Genomic DNA, 21,080 nt, shown 5'->3' with positions numbered 1-21,080 from the left:
GGGTGTACAATCGCCTCAAAAATAAGGCCCGTCGATCATGCATCCGGGCCGCGCAAGACCGCCGTGACCCCGCCGACCCATTTCGAATGGGCATCTGAGCGCAAGCCAAAAGCTGACGACGATCCTGCCGCATGCAGAATTTTAATTAGCATTGGAGGTAGTATGAATCAACCCGTCATGGGTGGCGTTGCAGCACTGCTCAACGTCCCAGCTTACATCAAGCAGCAAAAGTTGATCAACTGGGTAGCGGAAATCGCAGCCCTGACCAAACCGGAACGCATCTACTGGTGCGACGGTTCCCAGGAAGAGTACGACCGCCTGTGCGCTGAAATGGTTGCCGCCGGCACCATGAAAAAGCTGAACCAGGAACTGCGTCCGAACTCCTACCTGGCCTGCTCCGACCCGACCGACGTCGCCCGCGTCGAAGACCGCACCTTCATCTGCTCCAACACCAAGGAAGAAGCCGGCCCGACCAACAACTGGATGGCGCCGTCGGACATGCGCGCTACCCTGAACCCGCTGTTCGACGGCTGCATGGCCGGCCGCACGATGTATGTGGTGCCGTTCTCGATGGGCCCGCTGGGTTCGCCGATCGCCCACATCGGCGTGGAACTGTCGGACTCGCCATACGTGGCGGTCAATATGCGCATCATGACCCGCATGGGCAAGGCCGTGTACGACGTGCTGGGCACCGACGGCGAGTTCGTGCCGTGCGTGCACACCGTCGGCGCACCGCTGGCCGCAGGCCAGAAGGACGTCGCCTGGCCTTGCAACGCCACCAAATACATCGTGCACTTCCCCGAGACGCGCGAAATCTGGTCCTACGGTTCCGGCTACGGCGGCAACGCGCTGCTGGGCAAGAAGTGCTTCGCGCTGCGCATCGCCTCCAACATGGGCCACCAGGCGGCCCAGGTCGACGGCAAGGGCTGGCTGGCGGAACACATGCTGATCCTGGGCGTCGAATCGCCAGAAGGCAAGAAGCACTACGTCGCGGCGGCCTTCCCTTCGGCCTGCGGCAAGACCAACTTCGCCATGCTGATCCCGCCAACCACCTTCGACGGCTGGAAAGTCACCACCATCGGCGACGACATCGCCTGGATCAAGCCGGGCGCCGACGGCCGCCTGTACGCGATCAATCCGGAAGCCGGCTACTTCGGCGTGGCGCCGGGCACCAACACCCGCACCAACTCGAACTGCATGGCCTCGCTCGGTTCGGACACCATCTTCACCAACGTCGCGCTGACCGACGACGGCGACATCTGGTGGGAAGGCCTGACCAAGGAAGCGCCGTCGCACCTGATCGACTGGCAGGGCAAGGACTGGACGCCGGCCTCCGGCACCAAGGCCGCCCATCCGAACGCCCGCTTCACCGTGGCCGCGACCCAGAACCCGGTGATCGATCCGGCCTGGGACGATCCTGCCGGTGTGCCGATCTCGGCCTTCATCTTCGGCGGCCGCCGCTCGACCACCGTGCCGCTGGTGACCGAAGCGCGCAACTGGGTCGAAGGCGTCTACATGGCCGCGACCATGGGCTCGGAAACCACCGCCGCCGCCGCCGGCCAGATGGGCGTGGTGCGCCGCGACCCGTTCGCGATGCTGCCGTTCATCGGCTACAACATGAGCGACTATTTCCAGCACTGGCTGAACATGGGCGAGAAGCTGGGCCAGCTCAACGCCGCCGCGCTGCCGAAGATCTACTGCGTCAACTGGTTCCGCACCGACGACCAGGGCCATTTCGTCTGGCCTGGCTTCGGCGACAATATGCGCGTGCTGAAGTGGATGCTGGAACGCATCGAAGGCACGGCCGGCGGCATCGAGAACATCTTCGGCACCACCCCGCGCTTCGGCGACCTGAAGTGGGACGGCATCCCGTTCTCGCCGGAAGAGTTCGAAACGATCACCTCGATCGACAAGGACGCCTGGCGCGAAGAACTGAAACTGCACGATGAACTGTTCGCCAAACTGGCCTACCATCTGCCGACCGAACTGACGGCCGTCAAGGCTGAGTTGGAGAAGCGCCTGGCACGATAAGCCGGCCTGGAGGAGACCGAAAAGCCCCGTGTGTGCATGCAACGCCACACGGGGATTTTTTTTGCTTGCAGTTTCGCACAGGTGTGCTAAAGTTCGAGCCATGGACACCCTGACCGCAAAAAGCGAAGCCACCTTCGCCACCATCATCGACGCCGCGCTGGACATGGCGGCGGCCGAGGGCATTGGCAAGCTGTCGCTGGGCGAGCTGGCCAAGCGCACCGGCATCAGCAAGAGCGGCGTGTTTTCCCGCGTCGGCTCGCTGGAGACCTTGCAGGCCGCGGTGCTCGACGAATACGACCGCCGCTTTGCGCAGGAAGTGTTCCTGCCGGCGCTGCAACAGCCCAGGGGCTTGCCGCGCCTGATCGCGCTGGTCGGCAACTGGTCGCGGCGCGCCTGCGACGAGGGCTTGAACAACGCCTGCCTGTACAGCGCCGGCGCGTTCGAGTTCGACGACCAGCACGGCCCGCTGCGCGACCGCCTGCAGCAAGGTGTGATGGCCTGGCGCGCCTCGCTGCGCAAGACCATCCTGCAGGCGATGGAGCTGGGCCACCTGCGGCCCGACACCGACGCCGGCCAGCTGGTCTACGAAATCTACAGCCTGATCGTGGGGCTGATGCACGACACCCGTTTCCTGCGCGACGAGCAGGCCAGGCGCCACATGCAGCGTGCCTTCAGCCGCCTGATCTCGACCTATAAAAGCTTCAACGATTTGGAATAAACCCTGCCGCAGCGCGTCTGCGGTTTTCTTGAAACTCATTTCGCACACATGTGCGAAAAAAGGAGGATATGATGGCCGCCCTGCTGATGCTGATCCCCGTTGGACTATACTTCGCCTACCGCAGCCCGCTGTGGTGCGTGCTGCGTTCGCTACCGAGCTGCAACGAGGACTTCGTCCTGTTCTGAGTAAACAACGCCCATCGCGGAAAAATGCATTTCATGCCCATGTTTCAACATTCCAGCGCAATTCGCACGCGCCGGGGCGGGCGCGGGCCTACAGTGCATGCTCAACATTTTTCCTGATAGGCCTCTAGACATGACAACCGCAACTACCCGTATCGGCGTCGCCAGCGCCCTGTTGTTTTCCCTGATCCTGGGCGTGGCCCATGCCGACACGGCAGCCCCCGACCTGGCGGGGCGCCGTGAAGCACTGAACTCCCTGATCAACGAACAGTGGGAATACACGATGCGCTCCAGCCCTGAGTGGGCGTCGCTGCTGGGCGACAAGCGCTACAACGACAAGTGGTCCGACTTCTCGCAGGCCGGCATCGAGGCCGATCTGAAAGTCACGGCCGACTTCCTCAAGCGCTTCGAAGCGCTCGACACCTCCGGCTTCCCGCTGCAGGAACAGCTGAACCGCGAACTGATGGTGCGCCAGCTGCGCCAGAACGTGGAAGGCGGACCCTTCAAGGAATGGGAGATGCCGCTGGCGCAGAACTCCGGCATCCACATCGATGCGCCGCAGCTGGTGTCGGCGCTGCCGTTCGAGACCGTCAAGGATTACGAGGACTATATCGTCCGCCTGCACACGCTGCCCAAGCTGTTCGACGAGACCCGCGTGCAGATGGAAAAGGGCGTGCACGACAAGCTGATGCCGCCGAAATTCCTGATCCCGAAAATCGTCAAGCAGTGCGAGGACGTGGCGGCCATCAAGCCGGCCGATTCGCCGTTCGCCGAGCCGCTGAAAAAATTCCCGAAAGAGTTCTCGGACGCCGACAAGGCGCGCCTGAGCAAGGAAGTGCTGGCGGCGGTGCAGAAGGACGTGATCCCGGCCTACAAGAAGCTGGCCGTGTTCACCAAGACCAAGTATGCGCCTTACGGCCGCATGGACGTCGGCATGTGGTCGCTGCCCGATGGCGCGGCGCGCTACACCTACAAGGCCAAGTCCTCGACCACCACCGAGATGTCGCCGGAAGCGATCCATCAACTGGGCCTGTCCGAAGTCAAGCGCATCGAGGCGCAGATGCTGGCGACCGCGCAAAAGCTGGGCTACCAGGACCTGAAGAGCTTCAACAAGGCGGTGGCCGCCAAGCCGGAGCTGCATCCGAAATCGCGCCAGGAAATCATCGACCTGTACCAGAAATATACGGACCAGATGTACACCCAGCTGTCGCAGCAGTTCGGTGTGCTGCCCAAGGGTAAAGTGGAGATCAAGCCGGTCGAGGAGTTCCGCGAGAAGGGCGCGTCGGCCGCGGCCTATATGCCGGGTTCGCCGGACGGCAAGCGCGCCGGCCGCGTGATGGTCAACACCGGCGACTTCGAGCACCGCTCGACCATCGACATTGAAACCACGGCGCTGCACGAAGGCGTGCCGGGCCACCACATGCAGCTGACCATCGCGCAGGAGATCGAAGGCTTGCCGACCTTCCGCCAGCAGGGCAACTACACCGCCTATGCCGAGGGCTGGGCGCTGTACTCGGAGCGGCTGGGCGAGGAGCTGGGCTTCTACCAGGACCCGTACAGCTACTACGGCCACCTGCAGGACGAGATGCTGCGCGCGATCCGCCTGGTGGTGGACACCGGCCTGCACTACAAGAAGTGGAACCGCCAGCAGGTGGTGGACTTCTTCCACGACCATTCGGGCATCGAGGAAGTGGAAGTGCAGAGCGAGACCGACCGCTACATCGTGTGGCCGGGCCAGGCGCTGGGCTACAAGATCGGCCAGCTGAAGATCCTCGAGCTGCGCGACTACGCACGCAAGGAACTGGGCACCGGCTTCGACATCCGCAACTTCCACGACCAGGTGCTGGGCGCGGGCGCGTTGCCGATGGATGTGCTGGAATCGCACATCAAGGACTGGGTGGTCGCGGAGAAGTTGAAGCAGACCCGCGTCACCGCGCAGTAACGCTCTAAACCGCCGCTTGCAGTCAACTGCAAGCGGCGTGCTATACGGCCGCTTATTTCAGCAGCGGCCCCAGATACTTGCCGGTCACGCTGGCAGGATTGGCCGCCACATCTTCCGGCGTGCCGGCGGCGATGATCTTGCCGCCGCCCGCGCCGCCTTCCGGTCCCAGATCCACGATCCAGTCGGCCGTCTTGATCACATCCAGATTGTGCTCGATGATGACCAGCGTGTTGCCCTGGTCGCGCAGGCGGTGGATCACCTTCAGCAGCAAATCGATATCGTGGAAGTGCAGGCCGGTGGTCGGCTCGTCCAGGATGTACAAGGTGCGGCCGGTGTCGCGCTTGGACAGCTCCAGCGACAGCTTGACGCGCTGCGCCTCGCCGCCCGACAAGGTGGTCGCGCTCTGGCCCAGCTTGATGTAGCCCAGGCCCACGTCCAGCAGCGTATGCAGCTTGCGCGCGATCAGCGGCACCGGCTTGAAGAACTCGTGCGCGTCCTCCACCGTCAGGTCGAGGATCTCGGTGATGTTCTTGCCCTTGTACTGCACTTCCAGCGTTTCCCGGTTGTAGCGCTTGCCGTGGCAGACGTCGCACGGCACGTACACGTCCGGCAGGAAGTGCATCTCGACCTTGATCACGCCGTCGCCCTGGCAGGCTTCGCAGCGGCCGCCCTTGACGTTGAACGAGAAGCGCCCGGCGCTGTAGCCGCGTTCCTTGGCGGTCGGCACGGTCGCGAACAGGTCGCGGATCGGCGTGAACAGGCCGGTGTAGGTGGCCGGGTTCGAACGCGGCGTGCGGCCGATCGGCGCCTGGTCGACCGAGATCACCTTGTCGAAGTGTTCCAGGCCGCTGATGGAGTCGTGCGGCGACGGCTCGGTCTGCGAGCCGTACAGGTGGCGCGACAGCGCCGGGTACAGCGTGTCGTTGATCAGCGAGGACTTGCCGGAACCGGACACGCCGGTCACGCAGGTCATCAGGCCGACCGGCAGGTGCAGGTTGACCTTCTTCAGGTTGTTGCCGGTGGCGCCGGTGATCACCAGCTGCTTGTCCGGATCGGCCACGTGGCGCTTGGCCGGCACGGCGATCTTCAGCGTGCCTTTCAGGTACTGGGCCGTCAGCGAATTCTTGTTCTTCAGGATGTCGGCCAGCGTGCCCTGGGCGATGATGTCGCCGCCGTGCACGCCGGCGCCCTTGCCCATGTCGACGATGTAGTCGGCGGTGCGGATCGCGTCCTCGTCGTGCTCCACCACCAGCACGCTGTTGCCGATGTCGCGCAGGTGCTTGAGCGTTTCGATCAGGCGGTCGTTGTCGCGCTGGTGCAGGCCGATCGACGGTTCATCGAGCACGTACATCACGCCGGTCAGGCCGGAGCCGATCTGCGAGGCCAGGCGGATGCGCTGCGCTTCGCCGCCGGACAGCGTGTCGGCGCTGCGGTCCAGCGACAGGTAGTCGAGGCCGACGTTGTTGAGGAACTTCAGGCGCGAGATGATTTCCTTGACCACGCGGTCGGCGATCTCTTTTTTCGCGCCCTTCAGTTTCAGCTGTTCGAAGAAGGACAGTGTGTCGCGCAAAGGCTTCTCGGCGATCTCGTAGATGGCCTTTTCCTGCTTGCCGGTGCCGACCTTGACGAAGCGGGCTTCCACCCGCAGGCGCGCGCCGTGGCAGGACGGGCACTGCTTCTCGTTGATGAACTTGGCCAGTTCCTCTTTGACCGCCATCGAATCGGTTTCGCGGTAACGGCGCGACAGGTTGGTGACCACGCCTTCAAACGCGTGTTCCTTGATGACGGTGCGGCCGCGCTCGTTGACGTAGGTGAACGGGATGTGGGTCTTGCCCGAGCCGTGCAGGATCACTTCCTGCGCGGTCTTGGGCAGCTGCTCGTACGGCAGGTCGAGGTCGAACTCGTAGTAGGCCGCCAGGTTGGACAGCATCTGGAAGTAGAACTGGTTGCGGCGGTCCCAGCCCTTGACGGCGCCGGAGGCCAACGACAGATTCGGGAAGGCGACGATGCGCTTGGGATCGAAGAACTCGATGTGGCCGAGGCCGTCGCATTCAGGGCAGGCGCCCATCGGGTTGTTGAACGAGAACAGGCGCGGTTCCAGCTCCTGCAGCGAATAGCCGCACTCGTTGCAGGCGAACTTGCTGGAGTAGACGTGCTCCGTGCCGCTGTCCATTTCGAGCGCGATGGCGCGGCCGTCGGCCAGGCGCAGCGCGGTCTCGAAGCTTTCGGCCAGGCGCTGCTTGATGTCGGCGCTGACCTTGACGCGGTCGATCACCACGTCGATGGTGTGCTTCTCGGTTTTCTTCAGCTTGGGCAGGTCGTCCACTTCGTAGATCTTGGCGTCGTGGGTGCCGCTCTGCACGCGGAAGCGCACGAAGCCCTGGGCCTGCATCTGCTCGAACAGGTCGGAGTGCTCGCCCTTGCGGTTGGCCACCACCGGCGCCAGGATCATCAGCTTGGTCGCTTCCGGCATGGCCAGCACGGCGTCGACCATCTGCGAGACGGTTTGGGCGGCCAAGGCGTGGTCCGGGTGGTTGATACAGTAGGGCGTGCCGACGCGCGCATACAACAGGCGCAGGTAGTCGTGGATCTCGGTGACGGTGCCGACCGTCGAACGCGGATTGTGCGAGGTGGCTTTCTGCTCGATCGAGATGGCCGGCGACAGGCCTTCGATCAGGTCGACGTCGGGCTTTTCCATCAGTTGCAGGAACTGGCGGGCATAGGCCGACAGCGATTCCACATAGCGGCGCTGGCCCTCGGCGTACAGCGTATCGAACGCCAGCGAGGACTTACCGGAGCCGGACAGGCCGGTAATCACGATGAGCTTGTTGCGTGGCAGGTCGAGGTTGATGTTTTTGAGGTTGTGCGTGCGTGCGCCGCGAATGCGGATCTGTTCCATGGATTTTTTGCCTTTCGGGTCAACCCGGTACTATAGCCGGGTTTGATTACTTGCGCCGACCTTGCGCTGGATCGCGTTCCGGTGGCTCGACACTGTATATAATACCAGTATTTTCTTACACTGTTTCAACTTACAGCATGAACGGCGGCAATGGAAATTTTGGTGGGTGGCTGGCCTGTTCGACTATAATCGCTGTTTGCGCACTACATAAACAGCCCGCCCTCGCGGCCGCCGTTACTCAGGAGTTTTATACATGGCATCAGTCAACAAAGTCATCATCGTCGGCAATCTGGGTCGCGATCCGGAAATTCGCTACATGCCTAGCGGTGACGCGATCGCCAACATCGCTGTGGCGACATCGTACAAATCGAAGGACCGCAACACCGGCGAGCAGAAAGAGCTCACCGAGTGGCACCGCATCTCGTTCTTCGGCCGCCTGGCTGAAATCGTCGGCCAGTATCTGAAAAAAGGTTCGTCGGTCTACGTCGAAGGCCGCCTGCAGACCCGCAAGTACACCGACAAGGACGGCGTCGAGAAATACGCGACCGACATCATCGCCGAGCAGATGCAAATGCTGGGTGGCCGTCAAGGCATGGGTGAAGGCGGCGGCATGGACGACGGCGGCGGCTACGAAGCCCCGCCACAGCAGCAGCGCCAGGCACCGGCGCCGCGTCCGCAGATGGCGCCACCGGCACCAGCACCGCGCCCGGCGCCACGCCCAGCGCCGAACTTCTCGGACATGGATGACGACATCCCGTTCTAAGATTTAGTCGTTCCTCATTTGCAAACTAAGCCCTATAGATCATTGATCTATAGGGCTTTTTTCTTACCGGCCTCGGTGCGCCATGCCACTTATATGATACGATTATTCCATGCACAATACTATTCATTTTAGTATTCATAAATTGGACAAGCCCCTATAGAAAACGAACTAATTTTTCTATTCATCGAATGCCGAAAACATAGTGGCTAAAACCCAAAACATTGAAAAGTTGCGACATTTTCTCCAGCAGGGGCCGGCAAAAACGGCATCTATTCTGAGAGAACTTGACATCAGTCAGCCTACTTTCTCCCGTCTATGGGCAACTGTACGAGACGGGGTGGTGTTGGGCGCGGGTAAGGCCCGGCAGTATGCCCTGAGGCGTCACGTCCAGGGAATCGATGTACCTGTTCCTGTATTTCGTGTTACTGAAGAGGGCGGGCTCGCCCCCATAGGCTACCTGGATGTCCTTCAAGGCGAGTTCTACGCCATGATCCCCTTGGAGGGGACTGGCTATGACGTGTTTAGGGGCATGCCATTTTTCACCCGCGATCTCCGTCCTCAAGGGTTTTTAGGGCGCATGGAGCCGGGAAGAAACCGGGATCTGGATTTGCCAGACAACATCTTGCACTGGACGGATGAGCAGATATTGAAATACATTTCCCGGCGCAGTGAACATGCTGCAGGAGACCTCATGCTCGGTAATGAGTCCTATGCCAGGTATATCGAGTCGTTCGCCGCGTTAGAGAGACAAATTATGCCCGCTGGAGAGCGTGTTGTGCGCTACCCTGGGATGGCGGAAGGCGCCATGCAGGGCGAGTCTCCGGGCTCATCCGCAGGTGGCGAGCAGCCCAAGTTCACTGCCGTGATCCGTCGCGAAGATGACGGGATGTTGGTTGAGCACGTCATAGTTAAATTCTCTCCGCAAGTTGGTACTCCCTCTGGGCGACGCTGGGGAGACTTGCTCATATGTGAGCATTTGGCGCTACAAGTTCTCGCTCGCAATGGTGTCGCCGCAGCTAAAACTGCGATTCTCGAATCGGGCTCTCGTGTTTTTTTAGAGGTTGTTCGGTTTGATCGAGTCGGGTTGAGAGGACGGCTACCGATGGCCACTTTCTCCGCATTGGATGGTGATCTTGGGATGATGGACCAGAACTGGACAGCTGTCGCCCGTGAGCTTGGCCGCCTCGGAGCGTTGTCTGGGAAAGACATTATGACCGTTGAGATACTCGACCTTTTCGGTTCACTCATCGGCAACACAGACAAGCATCATGGAAATATCGCGGTCTCGTGGACATTTGAACGCAAGCACCGATTGCTGGATGCATATGACATGCTTCCAATGCTGTATCGTCCCAATGCTCACGGTGAGATTATTGAGCGGGAATGGCTGCCAGCCTACATGGGCCGAGTGGAGTTGAGGCATCTATCGAAGTGTTATGACATGGCGCTTCAATTTTGGCAGGACGTGGTCGACGATCCTCGTATATCGGAGGACTTCAAAGGCGTCGCGGATCGCCATGTGAAGGCGATCCGGCCTTTTGCTCCCGCTGCAGCTTAGGTCTGCGCCTGGGCCGCCAGCGCCTGCCATCGCCTGACGTGGCCATGCTCCAGGATGGCCGCGACGTATGCCTGCAAATCGCCGGGGATGGCCACGCCATAGCGGCGGAAGCGGAACACCACCGGCACATACATGGCGTCGACGATGCCGAACTCGCCGCACAGGAAGGGGCCGCCGCCGGCCGCCTGTTGCAAGCCGCGCCAGATCTGGAACACCCGCCGGATTTCCCATTCGGTGTCCGGCGACAGCGGGCCCGGATGGTCGCCAAGGTTGAGGCCAAAGGACATTTGCGTGCGCAGATGGGTGAATCCGGCATGCATCTCGGCGGCGGCGGCGCGGGCCAGCGCGCGCACCCGCGCGTCGGCGGGCCATAACCGGGCCTGGGGACAGGCTTCGGCTATCGCTTCCGCGATCGCCAGGCTATCGTTGATGACGATGCCGTCCTTGCTCAAGGCCGGCACTTTCCCGGAGGGGCTATAGCGCAGGATGTCGGCCCTGGTCGCGGCTTGGTCCAATGCCACTTGTACCGTCTCGAATTCAAGGCCGGCGGCGTGCAACACCAGCCAGGCGCGCAAGGACCAGGATGACTTGGCGTAGTCGCCTATAATGAGTGTAGTTGTCATATGTGTATTGAAGTGGTTTGGAGGCCATATAGGAAGAGATGAGCGCATTCATTTTACGAATGCTTGTTGCTCAAATCTTGTACAAAACTGGACAAGGCGGTAATGGCTGCAACGAACAATCAAGCGCAGGATTTCTCGCAGTTCTGGCGCATCCCCGAGGGCGACAGCGAGCTGCTGGTGGCCCATTACACTCAGCAGACGTTTGGCCGGCACGCGCACGACCGCTATGCCATCGGCGTCATCTCCGGCGGCGCCGAAAAGCTGTTTTACCGTGGCGGCCATTGGTACGGCACGCCGGGCAGCGTGGTCACCATCACTCCCGACGAGATCCATGACGGCGGCGCCGCCGACGAGCAGGGCTGGCGCTACCAGATGATTTATGTCGATCCGGTCTGGTTGAACGACAAGGTCTTGCACGGGCAGGTGCCGTCCGACTATCTGCACCTGTTTCGCCAGCCGCTGCGCCAGGATCCCGAGCTGGCCAGGGAGATCCTGCATCGGCACCGGATGATACAGCGCTCCGGCCTGTCGCTGGAGCGCGAGACCATCCTGATCGAGCTGCTGGCCAAGGTGTTCGGCCGCTACGGCTTGCCGGTTGCAGAAAAACACGCGTCGGAACGCGAGGCGGTGCGCCGCGTCAAGCAGCGGCTCGATCTCGACTTCGACCGGGACATCACGCTCACCGAGCTGGGCATGCTGGTCGATATGGATCCCCTGTATCTGATCCGGGTGTTTCGCCAGGAGGTGGGCATCTCGCCGCACAGCTACCAGTTGCAGCGCCGCATAGCGCGCGTGCAGCAGTTTCTGCGGAGCGGCATGAACATTGCCGACGCCGCGTTCGCCTGCGGCTTTTACGACCAGAGCCATATGGCGCGTTTCTTCAAAAAGATCGTCGGCGTCACGCCTGGCGCGTTTCGCGCCGGCGCCACGTCGGGCCGTTTGATCGTGTTCGGCTAGGTTTGGTTCTCAAGGTGTTCAACTGGCTTGACGATGCGCGCACACCTCCGTTTCCGTTGTGATCAAGTCGCAATGTCGAAGTGCAGCACATCCTCGCGCACGCCCAATTTTGTGTAGAGCGCGATCGCGGCCTGGTCTTGCAGGTCCGCTTGAACAAACACCTCGCCAAATGCCTCGCCGAACATCGCGAGCATGCCACGCAGCGTTGCAGCATCGGCGTGGCCCAGCGTGTGAATTTCAACGGCTAGTTTCATGGTCGCGTTGCGCCCAGGTGCGCGCGAGGTGGGTGTGCCATCAATGTACCGGATTGATGGCCCCTGCAAAAGGGCCACTTCGCACAAAAAATACCGCGATAATAGCCTGGTGATTTTTCTATTCCCGGTGCGACGACGCAATGGATCCCTTGTTTGAAATCCTGCTCGACCTTGAGACGGCTGGCGTCGGCGCGACGTCGAAAACGCTGTATCGACAGCTCGAGGCCGCCATTCTGGATGGCCGCCTGGTGGCCGGCGCCCAATTGCCGCCAACGCGCGGGGCGCGGGCCGTCTTCCGCGTGTCGCGCAACACCGTGCTCGATGTCTATGAGCAGCTGCTGCACAAAGGCCTGGTCGTGGCGCGGCGCGGCGCGGGTACCTTTGTCGCCGAGCGCGGCGCGGCGCTCCAGCCCAGCGAGCGGAAAACCCTGGCCGGCGCGCCTGATCCGCGCCTCAATCCGGTCTGGTTGAGCCCTGGCGTCCAGCACGCGATGGGGTTCTGGCAAGACCCGCCGTCCGCCTCGGGCGCGCCGGCCGACGCCGGGCTGGTCGACTTCCGGCCGGCGCTGGTGGACACCAGGCTGTTTCCGCACGAGGTGTTCCGCCGCATCAGCGCCCAGCAATTGCGCGGGCTCGAGAGAAAGCCGGCCGTGCTGAAAAGCGCCCAGGGCAACCAGGGGAACTATCGCCTGCGCCAGGCCATCGTCGGCCATATCGGGCGCACCCGCGCCGTGGTCAGCGGGCCCGACAGCGTGCTCGTCACCTCCGGGGCGCAGCAGGCGTTCGACCTGCTGGCCAGGACGCTGGTGGTCCCAAACCACACCGTGGTCGCCATCGAAGATCCCGGCTATCCGCCGCTGCGCGCCGCGTTCGCCGCGGCGGGCGCCAGGCTGGTTCCGATCGGCGTCGACCAGGAAGGGCTGCTGGTGGACGAGATTGCTGCCGACGCGACCGTGATCTGCGTGACCCCGTCCCACCAGTTTCCGCTGGGCGCGGCCATGTCGATGCGCCGCCGCGCCGCGCTGCTGGCCTTGGCCCGCCAGCGCGGCGCCGTCATCATCGAAGATGACTACGACGGCGAATTCCGTTATGGCGGCAGCCCGATGGCGGCACTGCGCAGCGCCGATGCGGCCGATACCGTGTTCTATGTCGGCACGTTTTCGAAGTGCATGCTGCCGGCGCTGCGCCTGGGTTTCATCGTCGCGCCGGACTGGGCCATGCCGACCTTGACGGCGGCGAAGAACTGCCTCGACTGGCATTGCTCGACGCCGCTGCAGCTGGCCGTCGCCGGCTTCATCGTCGAAGGACACCTGACCCACCATGTGCGCAAGCTGCGCGAGGTCTATCAAAAGCGGCGGCGCCTGTTGCTCGATCTATTGCGTGACGACTTCGCGGCGTGGTTCGACCCCATACCCTCGTTTTACGGCATGCACGTCGCCGTCCATGCCCGCGTTCCGCTTGACCTCGAACGGGTGACGCAGGCGCTGCTGGCGGACCACGTCAAGCTGCATACCCTGGACCGATATTATTGCGGTCCACCCGCGCGGACCGGCCTGGTGTTTGGCTATGGCGCGGTCGACCTGGCCGAGATCCGCCGCGGGATGGCCTTGTTGCGACTGGCCTTGCTCAAGCTCGCCTGAGGAATTGGCCCAGCCATTTTTTGATCAAGTGGCACTTCCCGCCGCCATGCGCCGCTCCTATAGTGGGCCATCTAAACGACGTGGAGACCAGCATGAAACCGACGAAATTGATGCAACTGGGGCGGGTGTGGGCGCTGGCCGGTGTGCTGGCCGTGCTGGCCGTGCCGGCGCAGGCGCAGGCCAGGCGCGACGGCGCCCATGATTTCGACTTCGCCCGCGGCGCCTGGCATACCCACATTACCCGCGTGCTCAACCCGTTCGACGGTGGCGACAAGACCGAAACCTCCGACGGCACCAAGACGGCGACGCCCTTGTGGGGCGGCGGCGGCTGGATCGAGGAGCTCGATGTCCACGGGCCCGAAGGCAACTGGAAGGGCGCCACGCTGTTTCTCTACAACCAGAAATCGGGCCAATGGAGCCAGTCCTACATCGACCACGACGACGCCGAGGTGAACGGGCCTGAAATCGGCGAGTTCAAGGACGGTCGCGGCGAATTTTACGCCACGGTGAAACGCGGCGGACGGACGCTGCTCGCGCGCGGGGTCTGGTCGGACATCAGCGCCGATGCGCACCGCTATGAAATCTCCTATTCGCGCGACGGCGGCCGCAGCTGGGCCGCCGTGTTCAAGGCCTATCTGACCCGGCTGAAATAGGCGCCGCCGCCGGCGCCGCGCCAGTCAATCGCTCAAGGACTCGACCGTGACCCGCGCCAGCGCGAACGCCTGGCGCAACACCGCCAGCTCGCCGATGTGGCTCGACAGCAGCAGGACCAGCTGATCGTTCAGCATTTTGCTCTGCTTGTCGTCCAGGCCCTGGTGCGACTCGGTGAGCATGGCGTAGAAATCGTCGTAGTCGACCAGGTTCTGGCCCAGCTTAGTTGGCAGGTACATAGGCGCTCCTAGGCCGTCAGCAGGCGGCCGGCGGCCAGGCCCCACAGCGTGCGCAGGGCCAGCACCAGCACCGCGGCCGTCAGCAGCAACAGCAGCAGCGCGGCGACCGCGTGCAGCACCACGCCGCCGACCGCGTTGGCGTAGGTCAGCGCGGCGTTCGACAGCGCCGCCATCGGGAAGCCGATCGCCCACCACGCCGGCGAGAACGGCGCCGGCTTCACGGCCAGGCGATAGCCGATGATCACGAACAGGAACAGCGCGAAGTAGAACAGCAGCGCGGCGAACATGTCGACCCGGTGCACCAGGTTGACGTAGGCGATGAAGCCGACCGCGAACGGCGCCATCAGGATCATCTTGGACGGCCGCATGGTCGCGGCCAGCGGCTCCTGGTGCACCAGCCGCGAGAAGATCAGCACGAAGAACACCAGCGCGCTGACGCCGCCGATGGCGGCCGCCAGCAGGTTCACCTCGTGCGTCCAGTCGGCCGTCAGCGCGCCGCCCGTGACCACGATGTCGAGGCTGCCGACGCCGGCGATCAGCCAGGCCGGCACCACGCTGGTGGGCGCGGCGTTGCCGTTGAGCAGACGGGAAATCATCAGCACGCTCAGCGCCAGCGTGACGACCGTGCCGATGCTCCACACCACCAGCTGGGCGGCGGCGCTGTAGCCGCCGATCACGCTCGACAGCAGCAGCACGCTGATGCCGACGGTGCCGAAGAAGCTGCCGATCACCGGGTGCGCAAATTCGTGGCGCACCAGCGCGGGATGCCTGAGCAGCTTGCCCAGGTAGGACAGCGCCAGCACCACGAACAGTGCCAGCGCGGCGACGCCGATCGCGTTCGACACGGCGATGTCGGCGCCGTAGGTCTTGCTGGCCAGGCGCCAGGCCAGCGCCAGGCCGGCCACGCTCATGACCGAGCCGAACAGGCTGACCGGCAGGTAGCGCACCGAGGGCGTGGCCCGCGCGGCGGCGGGGGGGCGTAATTGTGCGGATTCCATCATGACTCCCGTGGGGTGTTTTAGCGTGGGGCCATTGTGCCCCGGCGCCGTCCGCCCGCGGGCGGGCTGACCCAAAAGGAATGCCGGATGTCCCCAAATCGCCTAAGCGGCCCGGCCGTGGTCGTGCGCGCGGAAGCGCTCGCGGTACAGCTTGGGCGTGGTGGCCAGCTGGCGCGCGAAGATCATGCGCATCTGGGTGGCGCTGCTGAAGCCGCAGCGGAAGGCCACCGTCTTCAGCGGTACGTCGGTCTCCTCCAGCAGCTTGCGGGCGAAATCGATGCGCACCTGGTCGACGAACACCGACGGCGTCACCTGCGCATGCTTGGCGAAGGCGCGCGAAAAGGTGCGGCGCGAGACGCCCACCGCGTCGGCGATCTCCTCGATGGTCAGGGCGTCGCCGATGTGGTCGGTCACATGCTTGAGCACCCTGGCCACCAATGAGTCCTCGTCCGGGCCGGCCGCCAGGTAGGGGCTGTACTGCGACTGGCCGCCGTCGCGGCGGATGTAGACGATCAGGCGCTTGGCCACCTTCATCGCCAGCTCGTGGCCCCAGTCCTCGGCGATCAGCGCCAGGCACAGGTCGATGCCGGCGGCGACGCCGCCGCAGGTGAACAGGTTGCCGTCGCGCACGAAGATCTTGTCGGGCCGCACCTGGGCGCCGGGGAACTGGTCGGCCAGCCGCTGCGCGTGGTCCCAGTGGGTGGTGATTTCGCGGCCCGCCAGCAGGCCGGCGTGGCCCAGCAGGAACACGCCGTTGCACACCGCGCCGTAGCGGCGGGCGCCGCGCGCGCGCTGCCGGAGCCAGTCGACCAGGGCCGGCTCCGGCCGGTATTCCGGGAAGCGCGGGCCGCCGGCCACCAGCAGCAGCTCGCTGTCGGCGTGGTGGTGCAGGTAGTCGCTGTGGACCTTGAACTCGATGCCGCTGGAGCAGAGCACGCTGTCCGGACGGCCGCCGACCAGCGTGATGGCATAGCGCTGCTCCTGGGCCAGGAAGAGGTTCGCCTCGGCAAACACGTCGAGCGGACCCGCCACGTCCAGCGCCTGCACGCCATCCAGTACCACCAGGGTTAGTTTCACCGCATCCCGCCTTTTGCCGTCGTCATGTCGGCCTATGATAAGCGAAACGGCGATCGGGCCGGCCGGCGGCGTCAAGCAGTTGATTGTATGAATAATATGCAAATACTATGTCAGCCACGTTTATGCAACAGCCGGCCGCGCGGTGGTTCAGTTGAAAGCGAGTTCGTGTAATACTGGACCGACATGAGTTCGCTACGGGGGCAGTGCCATGTCTGCATCTGAAACACGATCCTATACCGCCACCGCCAGCGTAGCGGCCGAGGCGGAGCAGCGGCTACCCTGCGGCGACGCGTCATGATGGGGGCCAAGCTGCGCGCCGTGCTGTGGTGCGCGCTGGCGCTGGCGGCGGCGCCGGCGCGCGCCGAACCGCCCGAACCGCTGCGGCTGGTGGCGGCCGACCTGCCGCCGTATGCGGTCGCGGCCGGCGGCGAACGCCCCGGCTCGATGGTGGAAGTGGTCCTGGAGCTGGCGCGCCGGCTGGGCGCGCCGGCCACAGTGGAGTTCTACCCGTGGCAGCGGGCGCTGGCGCTGGCCGGCGTGCTGCCGCGCACCGCGGTGCTGCCGCTGACCCGCACGCCCGAGCGCGAGCCGCACTACCGCTGGCTGGTGCGGCTACGCCAGCAGAACTTCGTGTTTGTGGTCCGCCACGGCAGCATCGACCCGCGCGACCTGGCGGGACTGGCGCGGCGGCCGGTGGTGGTGCTGCGCGGCTCGCCGCACAAGCAGATGCTGCAGTCGCTGAACTTCAGCACGGTCGCCGAATGCGCCAGCGTCAAGGATTGCATGCGCATGGTCAGCAAGGGCCTGGCCGACGCCACCTACGGCGGCGAGGACATCCACCGCCACGCCGCCAACGCCGACGGCAACCGCGAGGCCGACTTCGATTTCAGCCCGGTGTTCCGCAGCGGCGACGTCTGGCTGGGCGGCTCGCTCGACTTCAGCGAGGACGAGGCGCGCAAGTGGCGCGCCGCCTACGAGGCGCTGCGCGCCGACGGCACGCTGGCGCGCATCCAGCGCAAATACGGCCTGGCCGGCAACTGAGGCGGCCCTGCGGCCTCGCGGCTTATTTCGGCTTGGCGCGGCGCGCCTGGATTTCCCTGATCAGCTTGAGCTCCTTGTCGCTGGCCTTGTCCAGCAGCGCCGCGTGCTTCTTGCCCAGCTCGGCCAGGCCGGCCAGCTCGGGCGGCGGCGGCGTGTCCGGGTGCACTTTGTAGGCGAGCCAGCCGGTCAGCAGGCACAGCGCCAGGGTGCCGGCCACATAGGCGGCCAGCCACAGGCCGGTCTGGCCGCGCGCCCGGTGCAGCGCGCCGCAGACCTGCGCGGCCTCGCGGCTGGCGGCCTGCATCTGGCCTATCATCCCGGCCACGGCGGCGCCGGCCGCCTCGGTGGCGGCGCGCGCCGCCTCGCGCCCGGTGGCCTCGAGCTGGACGGCGGCCTGGGTTTCGATCCGCACCGCCTCGGCGATGCGGGCGTCGATCTGGTTGAGGCTGATATGCGCCATGCGCACCAGCTTGTCGCAGCCGGCGATCTGCCTGGATAGCGCTTGCAGGTCGACATGGAAGCGCTCGACCAGCGCGCCATGGGCATCGACCTGGTCCTTGAGCGTGTTGAAGAAATCGCCTTGCGATGTCGCTGGCTGCTCGTCTGGATTCATGCGCTGCGCCTATTCGGTGACCGGGAAGCCTTATTGTAAATTCAAGCTACAATGGCGGCGTGAAAAAGTTTCTGCTCATCCTGCTGCTGACCATCCTGCCCATCCAGTACGCCTGGTCGATGGCGGCCGTCTATTGCCAGCACGAGCCGGCCAAGGTCACGCATTTCGGCCACCACGGCCATCAGCACCAGGCGCAGTCCGACGACGGCGCCGACCAGGGCAAGCCGGTCAAGGTCCATAGCGACTGCGAGGTGTGCCACCACGCGGTGCAGGCCTCGGTGCCGGGCGGCGCCACGCCGGCGCTGGCCGCCACGGTGGTCGGCCACGCGCCGCCTTTGCCGGCGCTCTACCTGTCCCACATCTCCGACGGGCCCGCGCGGCCCAATTGGCTGCTCGTCGCCTAGCGCGACGAGGCCCTCGCCCCCTTTTTTAGACGCGAAAGTCTCGTCGAATTCTTTTTCCTATCGTCTGGAGAATTCGATGATCAAGTATTTGTTGCCGCTCGTCGTAGCGGCGTGGCCTGCCTATGCGCAGGCCGAAATCGAGCCGTCCGCGCCGTTGACGCTGAAGGCCGCGCTGACCTTGGCCGGCGGCGCCAATGCGGAACTGGCCGCCGCCCGCCATGAACTGGGCGCCGTGGAAGGCGCGGTGCAGCAGGCCGGCCTGCTGCCCAATCCCACGCTGTCGATCGAGCGCCTCGACACCCGCAGGGACACGCGCGAAACCACCTTTCAACTGAGCCAGCCGTTGGAGCTGGGCGGCAAGCGCGCCGCCCGCGTGCAGGCGGCCGGGCGTGGCCGCGACAGCGCCGCGGCCGAACTGGCGCTGCGCCGGGCCGAGATCCGCGCCGCCGTGATCGACGGCTGGTTCGCCGTGCTGGCCGCGCAGGAGCATGTGCGGCTGGCGCAGCAGGCGGCCGAGCTGGCGCAGCGCGCGGCCGACGCCACCGCGCGCCGCGTGGTGGCCGGCAAGGTGTCGCCGGTGGAGCAGACCCGCGCCCGCGTGGCCGCGTCGTCGGTGCAGCTGGAGCTGATCCGCGCCCGCAGCCTGCTGGCCGGCGCGCGCCAGCGGCTGGCGACCCTGTGGGGCAATCCGGCGCCGCGCTTCGAGCGGGTCGACGGCGCCATCGAGGCGCTGCCGGAGCTGGCCCCGGCCGAGGCCATGCGCGGCCGCCTGCAACGGGCGCCGGCGCTGGCGCTGGCCCGCTCGGAGCTGGCGCGGCGCCAGGCGCTGGCGCAGGTCGAGCTCAGCAAGCGCGCGCCGGACCTGACGCTCAACGTCGGCGGCAAGCGCTCGCAGGAACTGGGGCGCACGCAGGCGGTGTTCGGCATCTCGGTGCCGCTGCCGCTGTTCGACCGCAACCAGGGCAGCGTGCTGGAGTCGGCGCGCCGCGTCGACAAGGCGCGCGACGAGCTGGCCGCCACCGCGCTGCGGCTGGAGGCGGAGCTGGCGCAGGCGCGCGAGGAATTCGACGTCGCCCGCCAGCAGGCGCAGGCCCTGCGCGGCGACATCCTGCCTGGCGCGCAAAGCGCCTACGACGCCGCCAGCACCGGCTTCGACTACGGCAAGTTCGGTTTCCTCGACGTGCTCGACGCCCAGCGCACCTTGCTGCAGGCGCAAACACTATATCTGAACGCCCTGGCGGACGCGCATCGCGCGCTGGCTGTCATCGGCCGCATCCTCGGAGAAGAACATGAATAAAACGCAGAAAATCACCATCGCCGTCATGGCGTTCATCGGACTGTTGCTGGCGGCCCTGATGCTGATGCCCAGGCGCGGCGCAGCCCCGGCGGCGGCCGCACCGGCGGAGTCGGAGCACGGCGGGCACGCGGATGCGCAGCCTGAAAAAATCGCGCTCGACGATAACCAGGCCAAGGCCGCCGGCATTGCGCTGGCCGTGGCTGCGCCGGCCAGGATCAGCGTCGCCATCACGCTGCCGGGCGAGATCCGCTTCAACGAGGACCGCACCGCGCACGTCGTGCCCAAGCTGGCCGGCGTGGTGACCAGCGTGCGCGCGGAGCTGGGGCAGAACGTCAAGCAGGGGCAGGTGCTGGCGGTGATCGCCAGCAGCGGCCTGTCCGAGCAGCGCAGCGAGCTGCTGTCGGCGCAGCGGCGGCTGGCGCTGGCCGCCACCACCTTCGAACGCGAACGCCGCCTGTGGCAGGACAAGATCTCCGCCGAGCAGGACTACCTGCAAGCGCAGCAGGCGCTGAGCGAAGCCGAGATCGCGCTGCGCAACGCGCGCCAGAAGCTGAGCGCCATCGGCGCCGGCGCGGCGACCGGATCGGCGGCGGGCGCGGACCTGAACCGGCTGGAGCTGCGGGCGCCGTTCGACGGCGTGGTGATGGAGAAGCATCTGGCGCTGGGCGAGGCGGTCAAGGAGGATGCCGCCGTGTTCACCATCTCCGACCTGTCCGGCGTGTGGGCCGAAATCGCCGTGCCGCCCAAGGACCTGGCGCTGGTGCGCGTGGGCCAGACGGTGCTGGTCAAGGCCTCCGCCTTCGAGGCCCAGGCCAGCGGCAAGATCACCTACGTCGGCTCGCTGCTCGGCGAGCAGACCCGCACCGCCAAGGCCCGCGTGGCGCTGGCCAATCCCGACCGCGCCTGGCGTCCCGGCCTGTTCGTCAGCGTCGACGTGCCGTCGGGACTAGCCTCGGATGCCGCCGCCGTTACTGTGCTGGCCGACGCGATACAAACGGTGGAAGACCAGCCGGTGGTGTTCGTCAAGGTGGCGGGCGGCTTCCGCGCGCAGCCGGTGGTGCCCGGCCGCAGCGACGGCAAGCTGACCGAGATCCTCAAGGGCCTGGCGGCCGGCGCGCAGTACGCGGCGGCGGGCAGCTTCGTGCTCAAGGCGGAGCTGGGCAAAGACAGCGCCGAGCATGCGCACTGATACG

18 protein-coding genes and 1 pseudogene are annotated in these 21,080 nt (G+C 65.0%); 12 read left to right on the top strand and 7 right to left on the bottom strand.

The features are described from left to right. Positions 1 to 162 precede the first annotated feature (162 nt). From AC07OK_RS19735 to AC07OK_RS19725, 3 genes are all read left to right on the top strand, one after another. Positions 163 to 2,031: a phosphoenolpyruvate carboxykinase (GTP) gene (locus tag AC07OK_RS19735; protein WP_494691889.1), complete on the top strand. Its 1,869-nt coding sequence runs from the start codon at positions 163 to 165 to the stop codon at positions 2,029 to 2,031. Positions 2,032 to 2,131: 100 nt separating this feature from the next. Beyond that, complete coding sequence (locus AC07OK_RS19730; protein ID WP_494691888.1) at positions 2,132 to 2,749, top strand: TetR/AcrR family transcriptional regulator; 618 nt, start codon at positions 2,132 to 2,134, stop codon at positions 2,747 to 2,749. 315 nt (positions 2,750 to 3,064) lie between these two features. After that, positions 3,065 to 4,873 (top strand): DUF885 domain-containing protein, encoded by a 1,809-nt coding sequence (locus AC07OK_RS19725; protein WP_494691887.1) that lies wholly within the window; start codon positions 3,065 to 3,067, stop codon positions 4,871 to 4,873. Positions 4,874 to 4,925: 52 nt separating this feature from the next. On the opposite strand, the gene uvrA is transcribed toward AC07OK_RS19725, so the two are convergent. Beyond that, positions 4,926 to 7,772 (bottom strand): excinuclease ABC subunit UvrA, encoded by a 2,847-nt coding sequence (gene uvrA, locus AC07OK_RS19720; RefSeq protein ID WP_494691886.1) that lies wholly within the window; start codon positions 7,770 to 7,772, stop codon positions 4,926 to 4,928. A gap of 253 nt (positions 7,773 to 8,025) precedes the next feature. On the opposite strand from uvrA, the gene ssb reads away from it, so the two are divergent. Beyond that, a complete protein-coding gene (gene ssb / locus AC07OK_RS19715) occupies positions 8,026 to 8,535 on the top strand; it encodes a single-stranded DNA-binding protein (RefSeq protein ID WP_445231155.1) in 510 nt (169 codons plus the stop codon). Between the two features lie 202 nt (positions 8,536 to 8,737). Continuing rightward, a complete protein-coding gene (gene yjjJ, locus AC07OK_RS19710; protein WP_494691885.1) occupies positions 8,738 to 10,093 on the top strand; it encodes a type II toxin-antitoxin system HipA family toxin YjjJ in 1,356 nt (451 codons plus the stop codon). On the opposite strand, the gene AC07OK_RS19705 is transcribed toward yjjJ, so the two are convergent. Further along, complete coding sequence (locus AC07OK_RS19705) at positions 10,090 to 10,716, bottom strand: glutathione S-transferase (RefSeq protein WP_494691884.1); 627 nt, start codon at positions 10,714 to 10,716, stop codon at positions 10,090 to 10,092. The genes yjjJ and AC07OK_RS19705 overlap by 4 nt on opposite strands. Before the next feature lie 102 nt (positions 10,717 to 10,818). Here AC07OK_RS19705 and AC07OK_RS19700 point away from each other — a divergent pair, with 102 nt between their 5' ends. Beyond that, positions 10,819 to 11,673 carry an AraC family transcriptional regulator gene (locus tag AC07OK_RS19700; protein ID WP_494691883.1) on the top strand — a complete coding sequence of 285 codons (855 nt, stop codon included), beginning with the start codon at positions 10,819 to 10,821 and terminating at the stop codon, positions 11,671 to 11,673. 62 nt (positions 11,674 to 11,735) lie between these two features. On the opposite strand, the pseudogene AC07OK_RS19695 reads toward AC07OK_RS19700, so the two are convergent. Beyond that, positions 11,736 to 11,831, bottom strand: a pseudogene (locus AC07OK_RS19695) (AAC(3)-I family aminoglycoside 3-N-acetyltransferase); the annotation flags it as partial. 236 nt (positions 11,832 to 12,067) lie between these two features. On the opposite strand from AC07OK_RS19695, the gene pdxR reads away from it, so the two are divergent. Next, positions 12,068 to 13,567 (top strand): MocR-like pyridoxine biosynthesis transcription factor PdxR, encoded by a 1,500-nt coding sequence (pdxR, locus tag AC07OK_RS19690; protein WP_494691882.1) that lies wholly within the window; start codon positions 12,068 to 12,070, stop codon positions 13,565 to 13,567. Positions 13,568 to 13,659: 92 nt separating this feature from the next. Beyond that, the gene (locus AC07OK_RS19685) at positions 13,660 to 14,220 is read left to right on the top strand and encodes a hypothetical protein (RefSeq protein WP_494691881.1); all 561 of its coding nucleotides are present in this window, start codon (positions 13,660 to 13,662) and stop codon (positions 14,218 to 14,220) included. Between the two features lie 24 nt (positions 14,221 to 14,244). On the opposite strand, the gene AC07OK_RS19680 is transcribed toward AC07OK_RS19685, so the two are convergent. The 3 genes from AC07OK_RS19680 to AC07OK_RS19670 form a co-directional block, all read right to left on the bottom strand. Continuing rightward, positions 14,245 to 14,457, bottom strand: coding sequence for a DUF2783 domain-containing protein (locus AC07OK_RS19680; protein ID WP_494691880.1), 213 nt, complete (start codon positions 14,455 to 14,457; stop codon positions 14,245 to 14,247). An 8-nt stretch (positions 14,458 to 14,465) separates the two neighbouring features. Next, a complete protein-coding gene (locus AC07OK_RS19675; protein WP_494691879.1) occupies positions 14,466 to 15,458 on the bottom strand; it encodes an SLAC1 anion channel family protein in 993 nt (330 codons plus the stop codon). 99 nt (positions 15,459 to 15,557) lie between these two features. Beyond that, positions 15,558 to 16,532, bottom strand: a complete 975-nt coding sequence (locus AC07OK_RS19670) for a GlxA family transcriptional regulator (RefSeq protein WP_494691878.1) — start codon at positions 16,530 to 16,532, stop codon at positions 15,558 to 15,560. 294 nt (positions 16,533 to 16,826) lie between these two features. Here AC07OK_RS19670 and AC07OK_RS19665 point away from each other — a divergent pair, with 294 nt between their 5' ends. Continuing rightward, positions 16,827 to 17,573 (top strand): substrate-binding periplasmic protein, encoded by a 747-nt coding sequence (locus tag AC07OK_RS19665; RefSeq protein WP_494691877.1) that lies wholly within the window; start codon positions 16,827 to 16,829, stop codon positions 17,571 to 17,573. 22 nt (positions 17,574 to 17,595) lie between these two features. Here AC07OK_RS19665 and AC07OK_RS19660 read toward each other — a convergent pair whose 3' ends face one another. Next, positions 17,596 to 18,186, bottom strand: coding sequence for a hypothetical protein (locus AC07OK_RS19660; protein ID WP_494691876.1), 591 nt, complete (start codon positions 18,184 to 18,186; stop codon positions 17,596 to 17,598). Between the two features lie 59 nt (positions 18,187 to 18,245). On the opposite strand from AC07OK_RS19660, the gene AC07OK_RS19655 reads away from it, so the two are divergent. The 3 genes from AC07OK_RS19655 (at position 18,246) to AC07OK_RS19645 (ending at position 21,076) form a co-directional block, all read left to right on the top strand. Further along, positions 18,246 to 18,590 carry a hypothetical protein gene (locus tag AC07OK_RS19655; protein ID WP_494691875.1) on the top strand — a complete coding sequence of 115 codons (345 nt, stop codon included), beginning with the start codon at positions 18,246 to 18,248 and terminating at the stop codon, positions 18,588 to 18,590. 76 nt (positions 18,591 to 18,666) lie between these two features. Further along, the gene (locus tag AC07OK_RS19650) at positions 18,667 to 19,887 is read left to right on the top strand and encodes a TolC family protein (protein WP_494691874.1); all 1,221 of its coding nucleotides are present in this window, start codon (positions 18,667 to 18,669) and stop codon (positions 19,885 to 19,887) included. Continuing rightward, on the top strand, positions 19,880 to 21,076 hold the full coding sequence (locus AC07OK_RS19645) for an efflux RND transporter periplasmic adaptor subunit (protein ID WP_494691873.1): 1,197 nt from the start codon (positions 19,880 to 19,882) through the stop codon (positions 21,074 to 21,076). Before AC07OK_RS19650 ends, AC07OK_RS19645 begins: the two co-directional genes overlap by 8 nt. Positions 21,077 to 21,080: the final 4 nt, after the last annotated feature.

Source organism: Duganella sp. GW821-FHT07G03 (genome assembly GCF_059418605.1).
Note: the sequence above shows the minus strand (reverse complement) of the source record. Positions and strands in the feature narration are given on the sequence as shown.